Genomic DNA, 16,254 nt, shown 5'->3' on the forward strand with positions numbered 1-16,254 from the left:
CACCAAGCATGTCCGTCGTCGGTCCCGGTCCGTCGAATGCAGCGATGTCCGGTCAGGCGCCGGGCTCACGTCCGAGCAGGCAAGGGAGAGAACAGCGGTCCAGGCGATCCCTTCACCGCCACCTCCCGTTCGACGGAGATCGACATGAGCACCAGCAACCTGCCCTTCGTGCCCCTCACGGCACCGGCGTGTCCCATCCAGACGTCGCGATTCGAGCGGCCCTTTCCAGCCATGCGGACCGGCGATTCCTGCGACGGGGCCACGAGCAGAAGTGGTCGAGGCCGCGGTCGGGGGGGCCGCGCGTGGCTGGAAGCCGAGGCCTACGAGCTGCGCTTTCGAGAACTTGTCGACACGACGCGCGGCTACTCGTTTCCCTGCGACGCGATGGGCCACGTCGACCTGGACGCGCTCGGCGAGAGAGACCGCAATGACTACTTCTATGCCCGCGCACTCATCGGACGCGACCTTTCGACGCCGGTCGTGCAGCGCGTGAGTCCACACGACGGACACGACCCGTCAGGAAATCATCTGGACTGCTCCGACGAGCGGGCAGTCGGCTTCGGTTTTGCGCAAAACCGGCGCCACGCCTCGACAGGTGCGTGACCGCGCACATGTGGGGTCGATCGGAATGTCTGCGCTGTCCTTTGTGCCTCGGCGTTTGCAGCACGCAAGCCATGCATCGAGCCCGCAAGTTGCCATTGAAGCGATCGGAACAATCATGAAGTCACCCCAGCGCCTTTTCTATCTGCTCTGCACCCTGGCATCCGCCGCCGCTGCGCAAGTGGTGACGAAGGTGCCACCATACGTGAGCCTGTCGTTCACCGAAAACACCGCCAGCTTCATCAAGAACCCGGAGCGAGGCCTCTACCGGCATCTGGATCTTTTCGAAGACCGCGCTGGTCGAACCTTGCTTGACAAGTGCGTGTATGCACGGGACCGTGGCTATTCCGTCATCTATACCCAAGCCATTCTTCCTCAGAGCCCCGTATTGGACGACGTGGTTCTCGGGAAAGTGACCCAGGGTTTTTCGGACATACGACAATGCGGCGCCAAAGCAATCGTCCGCTTCTACTACTTCGACAAGGACTGCGACGGAACGCCGGGTTGTGTTCCTTGCCCGAAGGACTCGAACGACAACTGCATCGACCCTCCCCGGCAAACCATCCTCCAGCACATCTCGCAGCTCAAGCCCTACTTGGCTGCCAACCAGGATGTGATCATGGCGGTCAAGGCAGGCTTCGTGGGCCCTTGGGGCGAATGGCACTCGTCAACGCTCTCCACCGATGCCGATCGCGGAATCATCTTGCGTGCTCTGTTGGATGCGGTTCCATCCAACCGCATGGTCCAGGTTCGCACGCCGTCGAAGCGGCATGGCATATTCTCCAACTCTCCAACGGTGGTCGCCTCGAACGCGATCGGACAGCCGAACGGACCGCAGCCGTACGATGGGTCGGCCGAATCGAGAACGGGCCATCACAACGATTGTTTCCTGAGCAGCCTGGACGATCGCGGCACCTACAGTGAGTTCGGAACTCCTGCATACCACGCCGAACGCGCGTACGTCGGATTCAATTCACTGTTCACACCGATGGGAGGCGAGACGTGCAATCTGCTCGATACCTACCACCCGACGGACGAGGAACTGCAATGTCGCGCCATCGCCGACATCACCCAGATGCACTGGACGTATCTCAACGGCGGCTACAGTGGATCCGTTCGATACAAGCTCGGCGCGCGTGACCTGAACTACGACGATCCGACCAGCGGCTACCACATCGATTCGCCCGCTCACACCGGAGTCTGGCGCGAGATATTGCGGACGCTGGGATACCGGATCATCTTGCCGAAGGCCTCCTTCACGCGCAGCGTTCGACGAGGCGGGACACTTCAATTCACAGCGGACGTCAAGAACGTTGGCGTCGCACCGTTGATCAACCCTCGACCGGTGTATCTGGTGCTGCACAACCAGTTGAACACCTACAAGATCCAGCTCAAGGTTGATCCCCGCCGATGGATACCGGGGGTGACGCACTTGTCCATGTCGGTCCCCGTCCCATCCTTCGCAGTGCCGGGCCGCTATACCGTTTCCCTGTGGTTGCCTGATGCCTCGGCCGAGTTGCGAGACCGTCCCGAATACGCGGTCCGGCTCGCCCACGAGGACATGCTATGGGACGCCGTTCGCGGCTTCAACACTCTCAGCCTGCTTGGGCTGGAGGTTGCTCCGTAGGGCTGACTCCGGCGAGACCGGGCATGGCCACCGGTGAAAAAGAAGAAATGCACACCGACGCATGAAGTGTGTCCGTTTCCGGATACGGACCGCGTCCGATCAACAGAGAGACAGGTTGCGCCAATAGGACTGCCAGCGCAGGGGCACTGAAGCCCGGAGCCGCAGCCGCTATGCGGGGGCCGTCTGCAGAGCAGAGACCGACAGTTGACTGCTCAATGAGCTCAACGGCTCACGCAGATGGTGGCGCCCTGTTTTCGAAGGCCGCTGGCGCGGCCGTTTACCTTGGCGGCGGGACTCTGTCCGCCTATCACCGATATCGAGAAATTGGAGTACCCATGCGACGCTCACACGCTTGCCCCGATCTTCACACGCTCCTTGTCTTGTCGGTAGCCGCCGCTGCGACGGCATTCATTGCCGGTTGCGGTGGAGGTGGCGACTTGCCGGAATCCTCCCCACCGCCTGGCATTGAAAGCACATCGGCCGTTTCGACAATTTCATCTCCGTCGACTCAAGAAGCCCCGCTATTCGCGGGGCAACACCAGTCAACCGACGAGAGAGAGACCTTGGCGCCTCCGCGATGCACCAACGATTGCGGCGCTGTCAACGCACCGGGGCAGACCGATGCAGAGCAACCGACGCAGGAATCCGAATCGCCTGGTCCCGACGGCTTCTCGTCAGAAGACAAGCCTGGCTCCCAGGCATGAATCAACCCAGCGGATCCACTGCTCAAGCCATTTTGAAAGGAACATGATCGTGATCAAATCCAAATCGGCATCCATCGTTGGCATCGCATGTCTGCTGTTTGTGAGCGGTTCCTATGCCGGCACTTTCAGCACGATCGCTCGCCGTGATCCCACTCACCTCGTAGCATCGACGGGCAATCTGTATTGGACCTCTTATGTCATCAACGAATTCGGCCCGAGCACGGCTTCCATTTGGCGCACCAGCAAGAATGCCAAGCCGGGAGAGGAGCGGCTCCTGTATTCGGAGGTGACGACGGGCTACAAGCCTTTCGGCAACATCGCATACGCAAATGTCGGCGACTGGTATGGCTATTTCATTGCCAACGACCAGTCTGCAAGCCACCCCGTCAACTACAGCTCGTCGATCAAAAGAGTGCCCTTGGCAGGCGGGAATGCCGTCACGATTGCAACGCTCACTCGCTTCGTCGGCAATCGGTCCCTGCGTACGGATGGCGCGCATCTTTATTGGGTCGACACGGACGGCATCCGACGGATGCCGATCAGCGGTGGAGCCGTTGCCACGCTGGCTACGACCACGCTGGGCCGACACCTGGAGCTCGGCACCAATTTCGTGTACTACAGCGACGGCAGCAATATTCGTCGGGTCCTGAAAACGGGTGGCAGCTCGAGCGTGATGGTGTCGTCTGCCGAGCCGATCAGTGCTCTCTACATCCATCCGATCGGCAACGGCACGCGCATCTTTTGGGGAGAAGAGAGCGGCGGTGTGTATGCAAGGAACGTGGGCTCCACGTCGACGACCACCTACAAAGGCGCGACGTCTGGATACAGGACGAGTTCAGTGGGTTTTGATGGAACGCGCGTCCTCTGGACTACCTGCACCGATTCCGGAAACGGCTGTAGCGTCGGCATCCACGACGTGGTTTCACGGTCGACGATATACAACGTTGGAGTCGGCCTGGGCCGAGTCGGCTTTGACAATCTTCAGTGGGACGCCACGCAGGTAATCTGGGGAGATGTCGGTGGTGTTTACAAGTATGCGTACTGACTGAGGCCAGAAGCGCGAGCGCTGCTGGGCCGACGGCGGGGGCGGCGAGCGCGCACCACGTGTGTCGAAGTGATCGGACAGTGCACGGGCGGCGGCCTTTGCCAACGAATCGCACGGGCCCTTGCGGCACAATGCCCGGCAGCAGGCACCGGCGCACCACGGCACGGCGTCGTCAGGTCCTGACGGGGGATCGCGCTGCCTTCGACAGCGCTGTACGGGAGGTTGGCAGATGATCGACCAGGCAACCCAGGCGCTGCTGCTGAACCGCTACCCGGTCATGCGCGAGCTCTCGAGCGGCACGCTCGACGCGCTGATGGCCAGCGCCACCTTCATCACCGTGCCCGCGGGCGCCATGATGTTCGACGAGAACCAGCCCTGCATGGGCTTTGCGCTGCTGCTGTCGGGCAGCGCGCGGGTCGTCAAGGCCGCGCCGACCGGCCGCGAACTGCATCTGTACGATGTGCTGCCGGGCGAAACCTGCATCCTCACCAGCAGCTGCCTGCTCGGCAAGTCGACCTATCACGCGCGGTGCATGGTGCTGCAGCGGGCGGAGATCGTCGTGCTGCCGCCGGACACGTTCCGGCTGCTGTTTTCGGCTAGCCAATCGGAGCCAAGCATGTCCCTTCGCATCAACGACACCGCCCCGAACTTCACCGCGCTCACGACCCATGGGGTCATCGACTTCCACACCTGGATCGGCGACAGGTGGGCGATCCTGTTCTCGCACCCCAAGGACTTCACGCCGGTGTGCACGACCGAGCTGGGCTACATGGCCCGGATCGAGCCCGAGTTCACCCGCCGCAATGCCAAGCTGATCGGCCTGTCGGTCGACCCGGTGGACAGCCACAGCAAGTGGGTTGCCGACATCGAGGAGACGCAAGGCGCCCGCGTCGAGTACCCGATGATCGGCGACGTCGACCTCGCGGTGGCCAAGCTCTACAACATGCTGCCCGCCGATGAGCCGGGCACTTCCGACGGCCGTACCGCGGCGACCAACGCCACCGTGCGCTCGGTGTTCGTGATCGGCCCGGACAAGAAGATCAAGCTGATGCTGACCTATCCGATGACCACGGGCCGCAACTTCGACGAAATCCTGCGCGTGCTCGATTCGATGCAGCTGACCGCGACGCACAAGGTCGCGACGCCGGTGAACTGGCAGCAGGGGCAGGACGTGATCATCGCGGGCTCGGTCTCGGACACCGATGCGAAGACGATGTTCCCCGAGGGCTGGAAGGCACCCAAGCCCTACCTGCGCATCGTCAAGCAGCCCGGCTGAGCGCCCCATGATCGCCGTTGAAGAGCTTGCCGCGGCCCCTGTCCTCGCGTCGGTGCCGCACGAAGATCTGGCGCGCGTGGCGCGCGCCGCCGGCGACGTTCGCCTCGCGCCGGGCGAGTACGCCGTGCATGAAGGCGACGAGCGCGCGCTGTTCGTCGTGGTGTCGGGCCGCATCGAGGTCACCAAGGCCATCGACGGCATCGAGCGCGTCATCGGCGTGCGTGCGCCGGGCCAGATCTTCGGCGAGGTGCCGATCACTTTCGGCACCCCATTCCAGGGCAGCTACCGTGCCACGGAGCCGACGCGCGTGGGGCACATCGCGGCGCGCGACTTCCACGCCTTGGCCGCGGCGAACCCGGACGTGCTGACGCGCGTGGCCGCCCTGGCCAGCGAACGCATCGGCGGCCTGCGCGGCATTGCGACTGCGCCGCCGAAGGCGCGCGCGGTCATGCTGGGACATCGCTGGGACGAGACCGTGCGCGAGCTGCGCAGCTTTCTCGGACGAAACCAGATCTCGTACGACTGGGTGCTGCCCGATGCCCCGGACCGGGCCACCCGCTGGACCGGTCCGCCGGTCACCGACGACGACCTGCCCGCGCTCGTCTGCGACGACGGCGAGCTGCTTCGGCGCGCCACCTGCCGGGACGTTGCCGAGCACCTCGGGCTGCAGACCCGCCCGCGCGTCAGCGCCTACGACATCGTGATCATCGGCGGCGGCCCGGCCGGCCTGGCGGCGGCGGTGTACGGCGCCTCGGAAGGATTGCGCACGCTGGTCATCGAGCGCGAGGCGCCGGGCGGCCAGGCCGAGACCTCGTCGCGCATCGAGAACTACCTGGGCTTCCCCACCGGCGTCTCGGGCGGCGAGCTGGCGCGCCGCGCGCTGCAGCAGGCCACGCGCCTGGGCGCGGAGATCGCGGTCACGCGCAGCGCCGTCTCCATCGACCCCGCGACCATGGCCGTCACGCTCGATGGCGGTGAGCGCGTGCGCTCGCGCACCATCATCCTGGCCACCGGCGTGGCGTGGCGCCGCCTCGGCACCCAAGGCTTCGAGCGGCTGCTCGGCAAGGGCGTGTACTACGGCGCGTCGCGCAGCGAGGCTGCCTCGACCCAGGGGCAGGACATCCACCTCATCGGGGCGGGCAACTCCGCGGGTCAGGCCGCGCTGTTCTTCGCCAACCATGCGCAAAGCGTGACGCTCGTCGTGCGCGGCGATGGGCTCGAAAAGAGCATGTCGCACTACCTGATCGAGCAGATCCGCAGCAAGCCCAACATCCATGTGGCGTTGAACAGCGAAGTCACCGCAGCACACGGCGACAAGGAGCTGTCGGCCATCGACCTGCTCGATCGATCCATCGGCAGCACGCAGCGCGTGGCCTGTGGCGGCGTGTTCGTCTTCATCGGCGCCGATGCGGAGACCGGCTGGCTGCCCGAGGCCATCGCGCGCGACGACCGCGGCTATGTCTGCACCGGCGATGCCGTGGCCAGGTCGGGGCGCTGGCAGCTGCCGCGCGACCCTTACCTGCTGGAAACCAGCGTGCCCGGCATCTTTGCCTGCGGCGACGTGCGCTGCGGCCCGGTCAAGCGGGCGGCAGCGGCCGTGGGCGAAGGCAGCATGGCGATCGCGTTCGTCCATCAGTTCCTTGCCAACGCTCGGCATGCAACCATCGAAGGAAACAGGCAATGAACACGCGCGTCACGGTCCTGGGGGCCGGTTCGGCGGCATGGAGCTGAGCACGATCCTGTCGGAATCGCTGGGCCACCAGGTCGAGGTGACCCTGATCGACCGCAGCGACGCCTTCGTCTTCGGCTTCGCGAAGCTCGACGTGATGTTCGGCGGTGCCACGCCGGAAGCGGTGCGCTTCTTCTCGGGGCCCAAGCCGACCGGCACCACGATGAGCCCAGCGTCGCGATGCGGGAGGACCAGTTGAGCAGGCGACGGAGTCCTTGATGATTGAGTGGATCGACACCCTTGGGCCGCCGCTGTGCGGTACCCCAGACATTGCACGCACTTGGCAGGGCACTGAAGGCAGTTCCATCGGGACGGACCCATCGGACTATGACCGGGCATGCGCAGTGGTCGACCATGTCACCAGGATCGCCTGTGGGCCCGGCGAGGTTCTCTTGCTTGGCGATGAGCCAATGCGATCGGCCTTCCTCTTGGTAGACGAGACCTTGCTTGTCGCTCGATGGTGGTCATGTGAGTCCGTCGAGCGAGCCGAGACCGCGCTCCGTCAAATACCTTGGCAATTGCCAATTGTTGAAGAGAGCGTAGCGTTCCTGGTCCGCACGCCACGGCTGGTCATGTTTGATTCGGCTCATGTCGGTATCGAGCCGAGCGACCTGAGAGAGACGACAGTCACGACGGGTGCCTACGCAGTAACCTCGGAAAGGTATGAAGCCCCCGGTGTGTTCAAGTTCATCATTCATAGATTTCTTTCACGCTGAGCTCACAAGGTCGGTCTCAGGGCGAATCATGAGTGGGCCGAAGCCCCGGGCTTCCAGCTGCGATTCGCCGTTTCGCTGGTCAACCCAACTGGCCTGACCTGTCTCCCGCCGCAAGCCAAACCTTGCTTGACGCGAGGTACGCCGATTGCCCGCTTTCGCATGGCATCCCTCCAACGCCCTGCGCTCGACCCCATCGTCGGTCGTGTGCAACGGACTTGAAACGGACGAGGAGAAATTGGCATGAATGCGAATCGCGCGACGACCATCGTGTTTCGAACGGCTTGTCTTGCCGGAATCCTGTCGCTTGCTTTCCTTGCAAAGGGCCAGGCCCGGGCAGAGGCACAGCGAGCCGACAAGGGAAAGGCAAGGCACGTGGTGACCTCACGAGACGGAACACGGATCGCCTATGACAAGCAGGGGAACGGCCCCGCAGTCATCGTGGTGAATGGCGCCTTGTCATCGCGTTCGGACAGTGCGCAGCTGGCCCGGCTCCTGGCGCCCCACTTCACTGTGTACAGCTACGACCGTCGGGGTCGGGGTGACAGCACAGATACCGCACCCTATTCGGCAAGGCGCGAAATCGAGGACATGGAAGCGCTCATCGACAAGGCCGGCGGTTCGGCCTGCGTGTACGGCAAGTCGTCGGGGGCAAGCCTCGCACTGGAAGCAGCCTCAGCGCTCGGCGACAAGGTCAGGAAGCTCGCGATCTACGAAGCACCTTACAGCGAGGCGGAAGGCGCTGCCGCGCAATGGCGAGACTTCAGGGCAAAGCTCGACGGACTGCTGGCGGCCAACCGTCGGGCCGATGCGATCACGCTGTTCATGACGTTCGTCGGCGCGCCGGATGAAGTGGTCGCGAAGATGAAAGCGTCGCCTGCGTGGGCGGGTATGGAGGCAATGGCACCAACGCTGGCATACGACAATGCCGTCGTGGGCGACGATCGGTCGGTGCCCGTGGCGACGGCGACCCAGGTCAAGGCCGTCACCCTGGTCATGGATGGGAGCGCGAGCGCAGGACCCATGCCGTTCATGCGTCCGACCGCAGACAAGCTGGCCAAGGTCATCCCGGGTGCGCAACGCCGTGTCGTCGAAGGCCAGGCCCATGATGTCAGTCCGGAAGTCCTGGCGCCCATCCTGCTGAAGTTCTTCAACTAGCGGACCTTCATGCAGACAATCTGCGAGCGTGCCTGCTTCAACGGGCCCGCGCCGACCGCAACTGCTTCACTGCCGCGGTGAGAAGCTGCCTCTCGCGCCAGTAGTCCCTCCATGGGTCGACCTTGCGGAAGCTCAAATGCTCGCGCGCGGTCGCGATGGTCCACTGAGCCCCGCTCTTCAGCGACTGGATCTCGTCCCACGCCACGGGCATCGACACCCCCATCCCCGGCCGTGCGCGCGCAGAGAACGCACAGGCAGTGGTCGCCCCCTCGGCGTTGCGGATGTAGTCGATGAAGATCCTGCCCACCCGGTTGCGAGCGCCGGTCTTGGCGACGAAGCGGGAAGGAATCGCTCGGGCCATGTGCTCCACCACCGCCTTGGCGAAGGCGAGGACTTCCTGCGTGCCTGCCTTCGGCGTGAGCGGCACCACCACGTGCAGGCCGTTGCCGCCGCTCGTCTTCAGCCAGCTCTTGAGCCCGAGGTCCTCCAGAAAGGCCTTCGTCACCAGCGCGGCCTCGATGACGCGGCTGAAGGGCACGCCCTCGCCGGGGTCCATGTCGAAGATCACGCGGTCCGGCTTGTCGACCTGCGTCGCGGTGTAGTTCCAGTCGTGCAGTTCCACCGCGTTCATCTGCACCGCCGACAGCAGCGCCTGCGACGTCTCAATGGAGAACATCGGCTCGTGGCCGGGCCACACCGAGGCGTCGAGCACACGCAGCAAGGGGATGGGCGTCTCGGGATGGCGCTGGAAGAACAGCTTGCCCTGAAGGCCCTCGGGTGCGCGCACCAGCATCACCGGACGATTCTCGAGGTGCGGCAGGATCCACTCGGCCACCGACTCGTAGTAGCGGAACAGGTCCACCTTCTTCAGGCCGGTGCTCGGATCGATGATGCGCTCGGGGTTGCTCAGCTTGACGCTGGAGCGCTTCGCTGACGGCGTCGACGCCGCCGCCGCCGGCGCGGCGACCACCGGCTCGCGCGTGATCTGCTTCGGCGGCTTGTCGCTGCGAACACCCTTGAAGCTCGGGTGCCGCACATGACCGTCAGGTGTCCACTCGCTGAACGACACCTCGACGACCACTTCCGGCCTGACCCAGCGTTCGCTGCCCTTGGCGCGCCGCGACCAGCGTCCGGGCTTGACCGGTTCATCGAACGGCGGTGTGCTGACCTCGAGCGGGACCAGCAGCCGATGCAGTTCCTTCCCGGTCCGCGAGCCCCAACCGGTGCCCACGCTGCCGGCGTAGCGCAGACGACCGCGTTCGGGGTAGCCCAGGAGCAGCCCGCCGACTTCCGACTTCGCGCCCGAGCGGTCGGTGAAGCCCCCGACGACGAACTCCTGGCGGATGCCGCACTTGAGCTTGAGCCAGGTCTTGCTGCGCTCGCCGACATACGGCGCGTTCTCCTGCTTCAGGATGACGCCTTCCAGACCGAGCTGGCAGGCCGCGTGCAGCAGCTGACCGCCCGGTGCGTTGAAGCTGTCACTGAAGCGCACCCGCTCCGGCACGTCGCCTTCGAGCAGGCGCTCGAGCACCCGCTTGCGCGACCACAACGGCACGCGCCGCAGGTCGTACTCGCCCACGAAGGGCGCGTCGAAGAGGTAGTAGACGACCGACTCGCTCCTGCGCGAGTCCATGGCGTTCTGCAGCGCGTTGAAGTCGGGCACGCCGTCTCGATTGAGCACGACGATCTCGCCATCCAGCCATGCGCGGTCGATGCCCAGCTGCTGCAGGGCCTCGGCCAGCGACGGCATCTTGTCGGTCCAGTCCAGGCCGTTGCGGGTGATCAGGCGCGCCTTTCCCCTCTCGATCCGGCACAGGAGCCGGTAGCCGTCGAACTTGCTCTCGGCGATCCAGCCGGCTTCGCTCGGCGCGGCATCGACCAAGGTGGCCAGCTGCGGCGACAGTGTCCTGGGCAGCGATGCCTTCACCGCGTTGGCGAGGTCGGGCTCGTCGCTCGCACGGTGCGCTGCAGGCGCCGCGGACGTGCGCGGCTCGCGCTCCTCGATGAGCCCGAGAGGCTGCTCGACCACCGAATCGGGCAGCGCCGCGATCACGTCGTACTCCGCGAGAGGGCGGGCCCAGGCATCGCGCTTCTTGAAGAGCATCCACTGCTCCTGCTTGCGTTCGCCCGGCTTGGAGGTGCGCACCAGTTCCCACTCGCCGGCGAGCTTCTGGCCGTGCAGCCGGAACACGAGCTTGCCGTCGCGCAGACCGACGTGCGGATCGCCCACGGGCTCCCAGGTGCCGCGGTCCCACACGATCACCGTGCCGGCGCCGTACTGCCGGGGCGGGATGGTGCCCTCGAACCCGCCGTACGAGACCGGGTGGTCTTCGACATGGATCGCCATTCGCCTTTCCTTCGGGTCGACGCTGGGCCCCTTGGGCACCGCCCAGCTGACGAGCACGCCGTCGAGCTCCAGGCGGAAGTCGTAGTGCAGCCTCGACGCCCAGTGCTTCTGGACCACGAAGGACAAGGCCTTGGGGCGCGAGCGCGCCTTGCGCGCCGGCGGTTCGGCCGTGATCGAGAAGTTGCGCTTCTCGCTGTAGCGCTTCAGCGGGTCGCCGCGGGCCGAAGGCCTGTCCGACACCGCCGGCCCCGCCGATCAGGCGCGCTTGCGCCGCGTGCCCTTGGCGGCGGCCCCCTCTTCCTCGCGCTCGGCGTGTCGCGCGGGCGCCTTCCCGGCAGGCTTCCCGGATCGCGACTTCGCCGATGCCGCATCGTTCGCCTTGCCCTTGCGGCCCAGGCTGCCTCGCAGCAGCTCGGTGAGGTCGACCACGTTGTCGCCGGAATAGTCAGGCGCCTCTTCCAGCGGCTCGACCGTCTGGGTCTCACCGGCCTTGGCCTTGCGCGCGACCAGCTCGCGGATCGCATCGCTGAACTCGTCGCGATAGTCCTGCGGCTTGAAGTCGGTGGTCATTTCCTTGATCAGCTGCTGGGCCATCCTGAGCTCGGTGTCCTTCAGCTTGTTGGCATCCTTTCCGGCAGGCGGCAGGTTCAGCTCCTCCGCGGCTCGGATCTCGTTGGCCCAGCGCAGGGTGCCGAGCATCAACGCAGGGCCGGCCGGCAGCAGCGCGACGAGGTGCTCCTTGTTGTGGATCACCATGCGGGCGACGCCGATCAGGGACGAGTCCGACATCGCCTCCCGCAGCAGCGCGTAGACCTTCTCCGCCCTGCCCTGCGGCTCGAGGTAGTAGGGCTTCTCGAGGTAGACGAACGACACGTCCTGGGCGGGCACGAAGGACTGGATCTCGATGGTCTGCGTGCGCTTGGGATAGGCGGCGGAGATCTCCTCGTCGCTCAGCACGACGTAGTCGCCGCCGTCCTGCTTGACGCCCTTGACGATGTCGTCCTTCTCGATCTCCTTGCCGGTGCGCTTGTTGATGCGCTTGTAGCCCACCGGATCCATGGTGCGCTTGTCAAGCCAGTCGAAGTCGATCTCTTCTTCGTGCGAGGCGGGATACAAGGCGACCGGCACGTGAACGAGGCCGAACGTGATGGCGCCTTTCCAGATGGCTCTTGGCATGGAACCTCTTTGATCAGGCAATGGTGATCCGGCGAAGCTAGCGCAAGCCGCGCGCCCCACGGAGTCGGCCGTGTCCGCCTGCTTGCGTGGGAAAGCGCCTACGCGCTCATCCCGACCCTCTCCCGCACGCGCGAGAGGGAGTTGAGGGTCAAGGGCGCGTGACCCGCTCCCACGCGTGCTGCACGGCAGTCTTGTACCGCTCCCAGGCACGCTGCGGATAACGGCGCTCCCAATCGGCACGCGCGCCGGCCTCGATGTCGCCCCAGACACTGGCTTCGTAGCGCGGATCCGCGGCCAGGGCATGACCGTAGCGATAGGCAGGCTCGAAGTCGTCGTAGGTCCCGCCGAGCTGCGCGTATCGGGCGTCGCAGTCCGACCTGAATTCGTCGGCGAACTCGTCGAATGCCCTTGCGGCGGCATGTCCGTAGACACGCACGCCGCCTATGCTGACCTCTTGGCGATGCACGACGCCTCGCTCGCCGTCCGCCGACGCGCTCGGACCCTCGGAGCCGGTCCAGCCGGCCTGCTGCCATTCTTCGACGCGATCGTCGATGTTGACCGCGCCCAGGGCGAGCAGCGCATCGCGCGCCGCCGTGGCTTGCGCTTCATCGGCGGCGTCGACCTGGACGACCGTGCCGCCGCGGCGAACCGCTTCCACGTAGTGGGCCACGTGCGGCTCCTCCGCGACGCCGAACAACAGCGCCAGGCGATGCAGCAGGCCGCTGGCCGGTCCGCCTTCGATCTCGGCAGCAGCGGGGATGGGCTCGGTGTCAGGCGGCTGAGCGCCTTGCGCGACGTGCACCGCGGACGGAGACAGGCCCCTGTCCTTCAATGCCTCGGCGGCTGCATGGGCGTCTGCGGCCTGGTCGAAGAGGGCGATGACGGTGTGCTTCACCCACCATTCCTTTCAAACCGGTGCGATCGGAATGAGCGCGGCCTGCTGATCAGCATAGTCGCGGTTCGCGGCGAGAGCCGTGCAAGCGCCGAATCAGACTACTGTCAAGAAAGGTTCTCGCACGCACCGGCCACCAGTTCGTCGAACGACGCGAGCTTTCCAGCGATCGCGCTGGCCGCCACGGTCGCGGGACTGGCCAGCCAGACCTGGCCCGGCCCCGAGCGTCCCGGGAAGTTGCGGTTGATCGCGCTGACCGTGACCTGCTCGGTCGACGTGGACGCGCCCGGTCCGCAATTGGCGCATGCCCCGCAGGCGGGCTGCAGGATCCTCGCCCCCACTGCTTCGAATGCCTCGAGCCAGCCTTCCCGGATGCAATGCTCGCGCACGTCCTGCGTGCCGAACTGCAGGTAGAGCGTCACGTGGGGCGCGGCCCGCAAGCCGCGGCGTGCCGCCCACGACAGGACGGCGTGGTACTGCGCGAAATCCTCGCGCTTGCCGGCGGTGCACGAACCTCCATAGGCGATGTCGATCCGCGGGCGCTCGGCCAGCATCGCGAGGGGCACGCCGTGGCCCGGGTCGCCGGGACGAGCCACCATGGGCGACAGCGAAGTGGCGGCTATGGCAATCACGCTGCCATATCGCGCACCGGCGTCGCTGCGCATCCAGGGCTCGATGCGGAACTCGATGCCGCGCCGCTCGCGCAGGAAGCGGACCGTCTCGTCGTCGGGCTCGACGATGCCCGTGAAGCCGCCCAGCTCGGCCGTCATGTTGGTGAGCGTGGCGCGCTCGTCCGTGTCCATGGCCCGGATCGCCGGGCCGCCGAACTCGAACACACGGCCCACGCCGCCGCCGGCGCGGATGGCCGGCAAGGCGAGCAGGTGCAGCACCAGGTCCTTGGCGGACACGCCCACCGGCAATCGCCCTCCGACCTCGATGCGCAGCACGGGCGGATGCCCGATCCGCACCGCCCCCGTGACGAAGGCATTGGCCATCTCCGTCGTCCCGACGCCGAACGCGACGCAGCCCAGAGCGCCGCTGTGCGGCGTGTGCGAGTCGGTTCCGACGACGAGCTGGCCCGGCAGCGCATAGCGCTCGGCCACCATGGCGTGCGAGATGCCTTGCGAGCCCTCGCTGCCGATCGCATGGCCATGGTCGCGCAGCCCGTGCTTCGCCACGAACGCCCGGTGCGACTGCGACAGCCGCCGCACGCCGGGAACGAGGCCCTGCGCCACGTGCACCGGACTCTGCTCGACATACGAGAGGTGGTCCTCGAAACAGACGATGCCGTCGGGCTCGTGCAGACGGTAGTGCGCGCCGAGATGCTCCTCCAGCAAGTGGGCACACATGCCGGTGTAGTACTCGTGGATGAAGCGCAGATCCGCGCGCACGAAGCCTGGACGAACGCGGTGGCGCTCGACGATCTTCTCGAACAGGGTCTTCGGCCCCGGCGCTTCGAGGTCCGCCGCGGCCGCCTGCGGCCCGAGCCCGTAGCGCAGCAGCCCGCCCGCGCGCACGATGGCCGCGGCCAGGGGCTCGCGGTCGGCGAGCAGTTCGTCCGTCGACGGCCACTCGCCGCGTTCGAGCCGCTCCACGAGGCCGAGGTCCGTGCTGGTGAGCAGCCCGAGGTTGTCGGCGTTCTGGCGATAGATTCGCTCGAAGCTCTCGGCGATCACCAGCCTGATGCCGGCCGACAGCTCGGCCAGCGGCGCGTGCTCGCGCGAGCTGCCTTTGCCGTAGCGCCGACCCCCGATCAGCACGCCGACGCCCGCTCGGCGCAGCGCGTCGACGGCGATCGGGCGCTCGCCCCCGGCGGTGAAGCCGGTGTGCGCATGGCGCCCGAGCGCCGCATCGAAGTGCACCATCGCCGGCAGCGGAGAGATCTCGTCGGTGGAGATGTCGTCGCGCAAGGCGCCGGCCTCGGCGCGTGCGAGGTCGCGTCCGGCCAGCTGCGCGCGCACCAGCACCGGATCGGCGCAAAGAAACAGCCGCCGGCCGGACCCGGCCACTTCGCTCACTGGGCTTCCACGCCCGCCTTCTTCACCAGCGCCGCGTACTTGGCGAGCTCGCTGCGGAAGAACGGCATCGCCTTGTCGGCCGGCGCGACGTTGATGACGTTGCCCTGCTTGGCCATGGCTTCCTTCACTTCGGCGTCGTTGAACGCCGTGACGACGGCGTCGTGCACGCGCTTCACGTCCGCCGCGGGCAGACCCTTGGGGCCGATGACGGCGAACCACGCCTCGACGACGTAGCCGGGCAGGCCTTGCTCGGCGAAGGTCGGAATGTCGGGCGCCGCGGCCGCGCGCTGGGCGGTGGCCATTCCGATGGCTCGCAGCGCGCCGGACTTGAGGTGCGCATGCACGCTGGGAAGCGCCGCCGTGGCGAAATCCACCTGGCCGCCGATGAGGTCGGTGACCATCGGGCCGACGCCCTTGTACGGAATGTGGCGCGCCTGGGTCCGGGTCTCGTCGAGGAACATCGCGCTCGCCAGGTGCAGGATCGTTCCGTTGCCGCCCGAGGCGTACGTCATGTCGCCGTTGCGACTCTTCAGCAGGGCGATGAACTCCTTGGCGTTGGCAGCGGGAACCTTGGCGTTCACGACCAGCACGACCGGCGTGTAGCCGACGACCGCGATCGGCGTGAAGTCGCCGGGCATGTCGAACGGCATGCTCTTCAGCACGCTGGGGAAGATGACGACGTTGTTCGACACCACGCCGAGCGTCATGCCGTCGGCGGGCGAGCGTGCAAGCGCCTGCAGCCCGACGATGCCGCCAGCGCCCGGCTGGTTGTCGACGATGACGGAGTGGCCCAGCGCCTTGCCGAGCGCCGATTGCGCAGCGCGCGTGATGGCGTCGACGCCGGAGCCCGTGGCGTTCGGCAGGATGAAGCGGATCGGCTTGTCGGACTGGCCGAAGGCCGGCGCAGCCAATGCCGCCAGCGCGGCGAGCACGGTGCGGCGCGTGAGGTCGTAGCGGTCCATGGTGTCT

Annotated in this window: 13 protein-coding genes and 1 pseudogene; 9 read left to right on the forward strand and 5 right to left on the reverse strand. The window is 66.3% G+C overall.

What is annotated here, in order from left to right; genetic code table 11:
- Positions 1–144: 144 nt before the first annotated feature.
- The 9 genes and pseudogenes from P7V53_RS19375 to P7V53_RS19415 all read left to right on the forward strand — a co-directional run bounded on the left by P7V53_RS19375 (position 145) and on the right by P7V53_RS19415 (position 8,852).
- Positions 145–603 (forward strand): hypothetical protein, encoded by a 459-nt coding sequence (locus P7V53_RS19375; RefSeq protein ID WP_280156663.1) that lies wholly within the window; start codon positions 145–147, stop codon positions 601–603.
- Positions 604–718: 115 nt separating this feature from the next.
- Positions 719–2,227, forward strand: coding sequence for a DUF4832 domain-containing protein (locus tag P7V53_RS19380; RefSeq protein ID WP_280151152.1), 1,509 nt, complete (start codon positions 719–721; stop codon positions 2,225–2,227).
- Between the two features lie 747 nt (positions 2,228–2,974).
- Complete coding sequence (locus tag P7V53_RS19385; protein WP_280151153.1) at positions 2,975–3,976, forward strand: hypothetical protein; 1,002 nt, start codon at positions 2,975–2,977, stop codon at positions 3,974–3,976.
- A 313-nt stretch (positions 3,977–4,289) separates the two neighbouring features.
- Positions 4,290–4,559 (forward strand): annotated as a pseudogene (locus P7V53_RS19390) (cyclic nucleotide-binding domain-containing protein); the annotation flags it as partial.
- Between the two features lie 33 nt (positions 4,560–4,592).
- Complete coding sequence (locus tag P7V53_RS19395; RefSeq protein ID WP_280156559.1) at positions 4,593–5,252, forward strand: peroxiredoxin; 660 nt, start codon at positions 4,593–4,595, stop codon at positions 5,250–5,252.
- Positions 5,253–5,259: 7 nt separating this feature from the next.
- Positions 5,260–6,936 carry a cyclic nucleotide-binding domain-containing thioredoxin-disulfide reductase gene (locus P7V53_RS19400; protein ID WP_280151154.1) on the forward strand — a complete coding sequence of 559 codons (1,677 nt, stop codon included), beginning with the start codon at positions 5,260–5,262 and terminating at the stop codon, positions 6,934–6,936.
- A 37-nt stretch (positions 6,937–6,973) separates the two neighbouring features.
- Positions 6,974–7,180, forward strand: coding sequence for a hypothetical protein (locus P7V53_RS19405; protein WP_280151155.1), 207 nt, complete (start codon positions 6,974–6,976; stop codon positions 7,178–7,180).
- Positions 7,181–7,199: 19 nt separating this feature from the next.
- A complete protein-coding gene (locus tag P7V53_RS19410) occupies positions 7,200–7,697 on the forward strand; it encodes an Imm21 family immunity protein (protein ID WP_280151156.1) in 498 nt (165 codons plus the stop codon).
- Between the two features lie 240 nt (positions 7,698–7,937).
- The gene (locus P7V53_RS19415) at positions 7,938–8,852 is read left to right on the forward strand and encodes an alpha/beta hydrolase (RefSeq protein ID WP_280151157.1); all 915 of its coding nucleotides are present in this window, start codon (positions 7,938–7,940) and stop codon (positions 8,850–8,852) included.
- A gap of 37 nt (positions 8,853–8,889) precedes the next feature.
- Here P7V53_RS19415 and ligD read toward each other — a convergent pair whose 3' ends face one another.
- The 5 genes from ligD to P7V53_RS19440 all read right to left on the reverse strand — a co-directional run bounded on the left by ligD (position 8,890) and on the right by P7V53_RS19440 (position 16,247).
- Positions 8,890–11,439, reverse strand: coding sequence for a DNA ligase D (gene ligD, locus P7V53_RS19420; RefSeq protein ID WP_280151158.1), 2,550 nt, complete (start codon positions 11,437–11,439; stop codon positions 8,890–8,892).
- A 15-nt stretch (positions 11,440–11,454) separates the two neighbouring features.
- Complete coding sequence (locus tag P7V53_RS19425; RefSeq protein ID WP_280151159.1) at positions 11,455–12,375, reverse strand: Ku protein; 921 nt, start codon at positions 12,373–12,375, stop codon at positions 11,455–11,457.
- 148 nt (positions 12,376–12,523) lie between these two features.
- Positions 12,524–13,270 (reverse strand): hypothetical protein, encoded by a 747-nt coding sequence (locus tag P7V53_RS19430; RefSeq protein ID WP_280151160.1) that lies wholly within the window; start codon positions 13,268–13,270, stop codon positions 12,524–12,526.
- 104 nt (positions 13,271–13,374) lie between these two features.
- Positions 13,375–15,285, reverse strand: a complete 1,911-nt coding sequence (locus P7V53_RS19435) for an aconitase family protein (protein ID WP_280151161.1) — start codon at positions 15,283–15,285, stop codon at positions 13,375–13,377.
- Positions 15,282–16,247 (reverse strand): tripartite tricarboxylate transporter substrate-binding protein, encoded by a 966-nt coding sequence (locus P7V53_RS19440; protein ID WP_280151162.1) that lies wholly within the window; start codon positions 16,245–16,247, stop codon positions 15,282–15,284. Before P7V53_RS19440 ends, P7V53_RS19435 begins: the two co-directional genes overlap by 4 nt.
- Positions 16,248–16,254: the final 7 nt, after the last annotated feature.

It is taken from the genome of Piscinibacter sp. XHJ-5 (assembly GCF_029855045.1).
In the GTDB taxonomy this organism is placed as follows: Bacteria; Pseudomonadota; Gammaproteobacteria; order Burkholderiales; family Burkholderiaceae_C; genus Albitalea.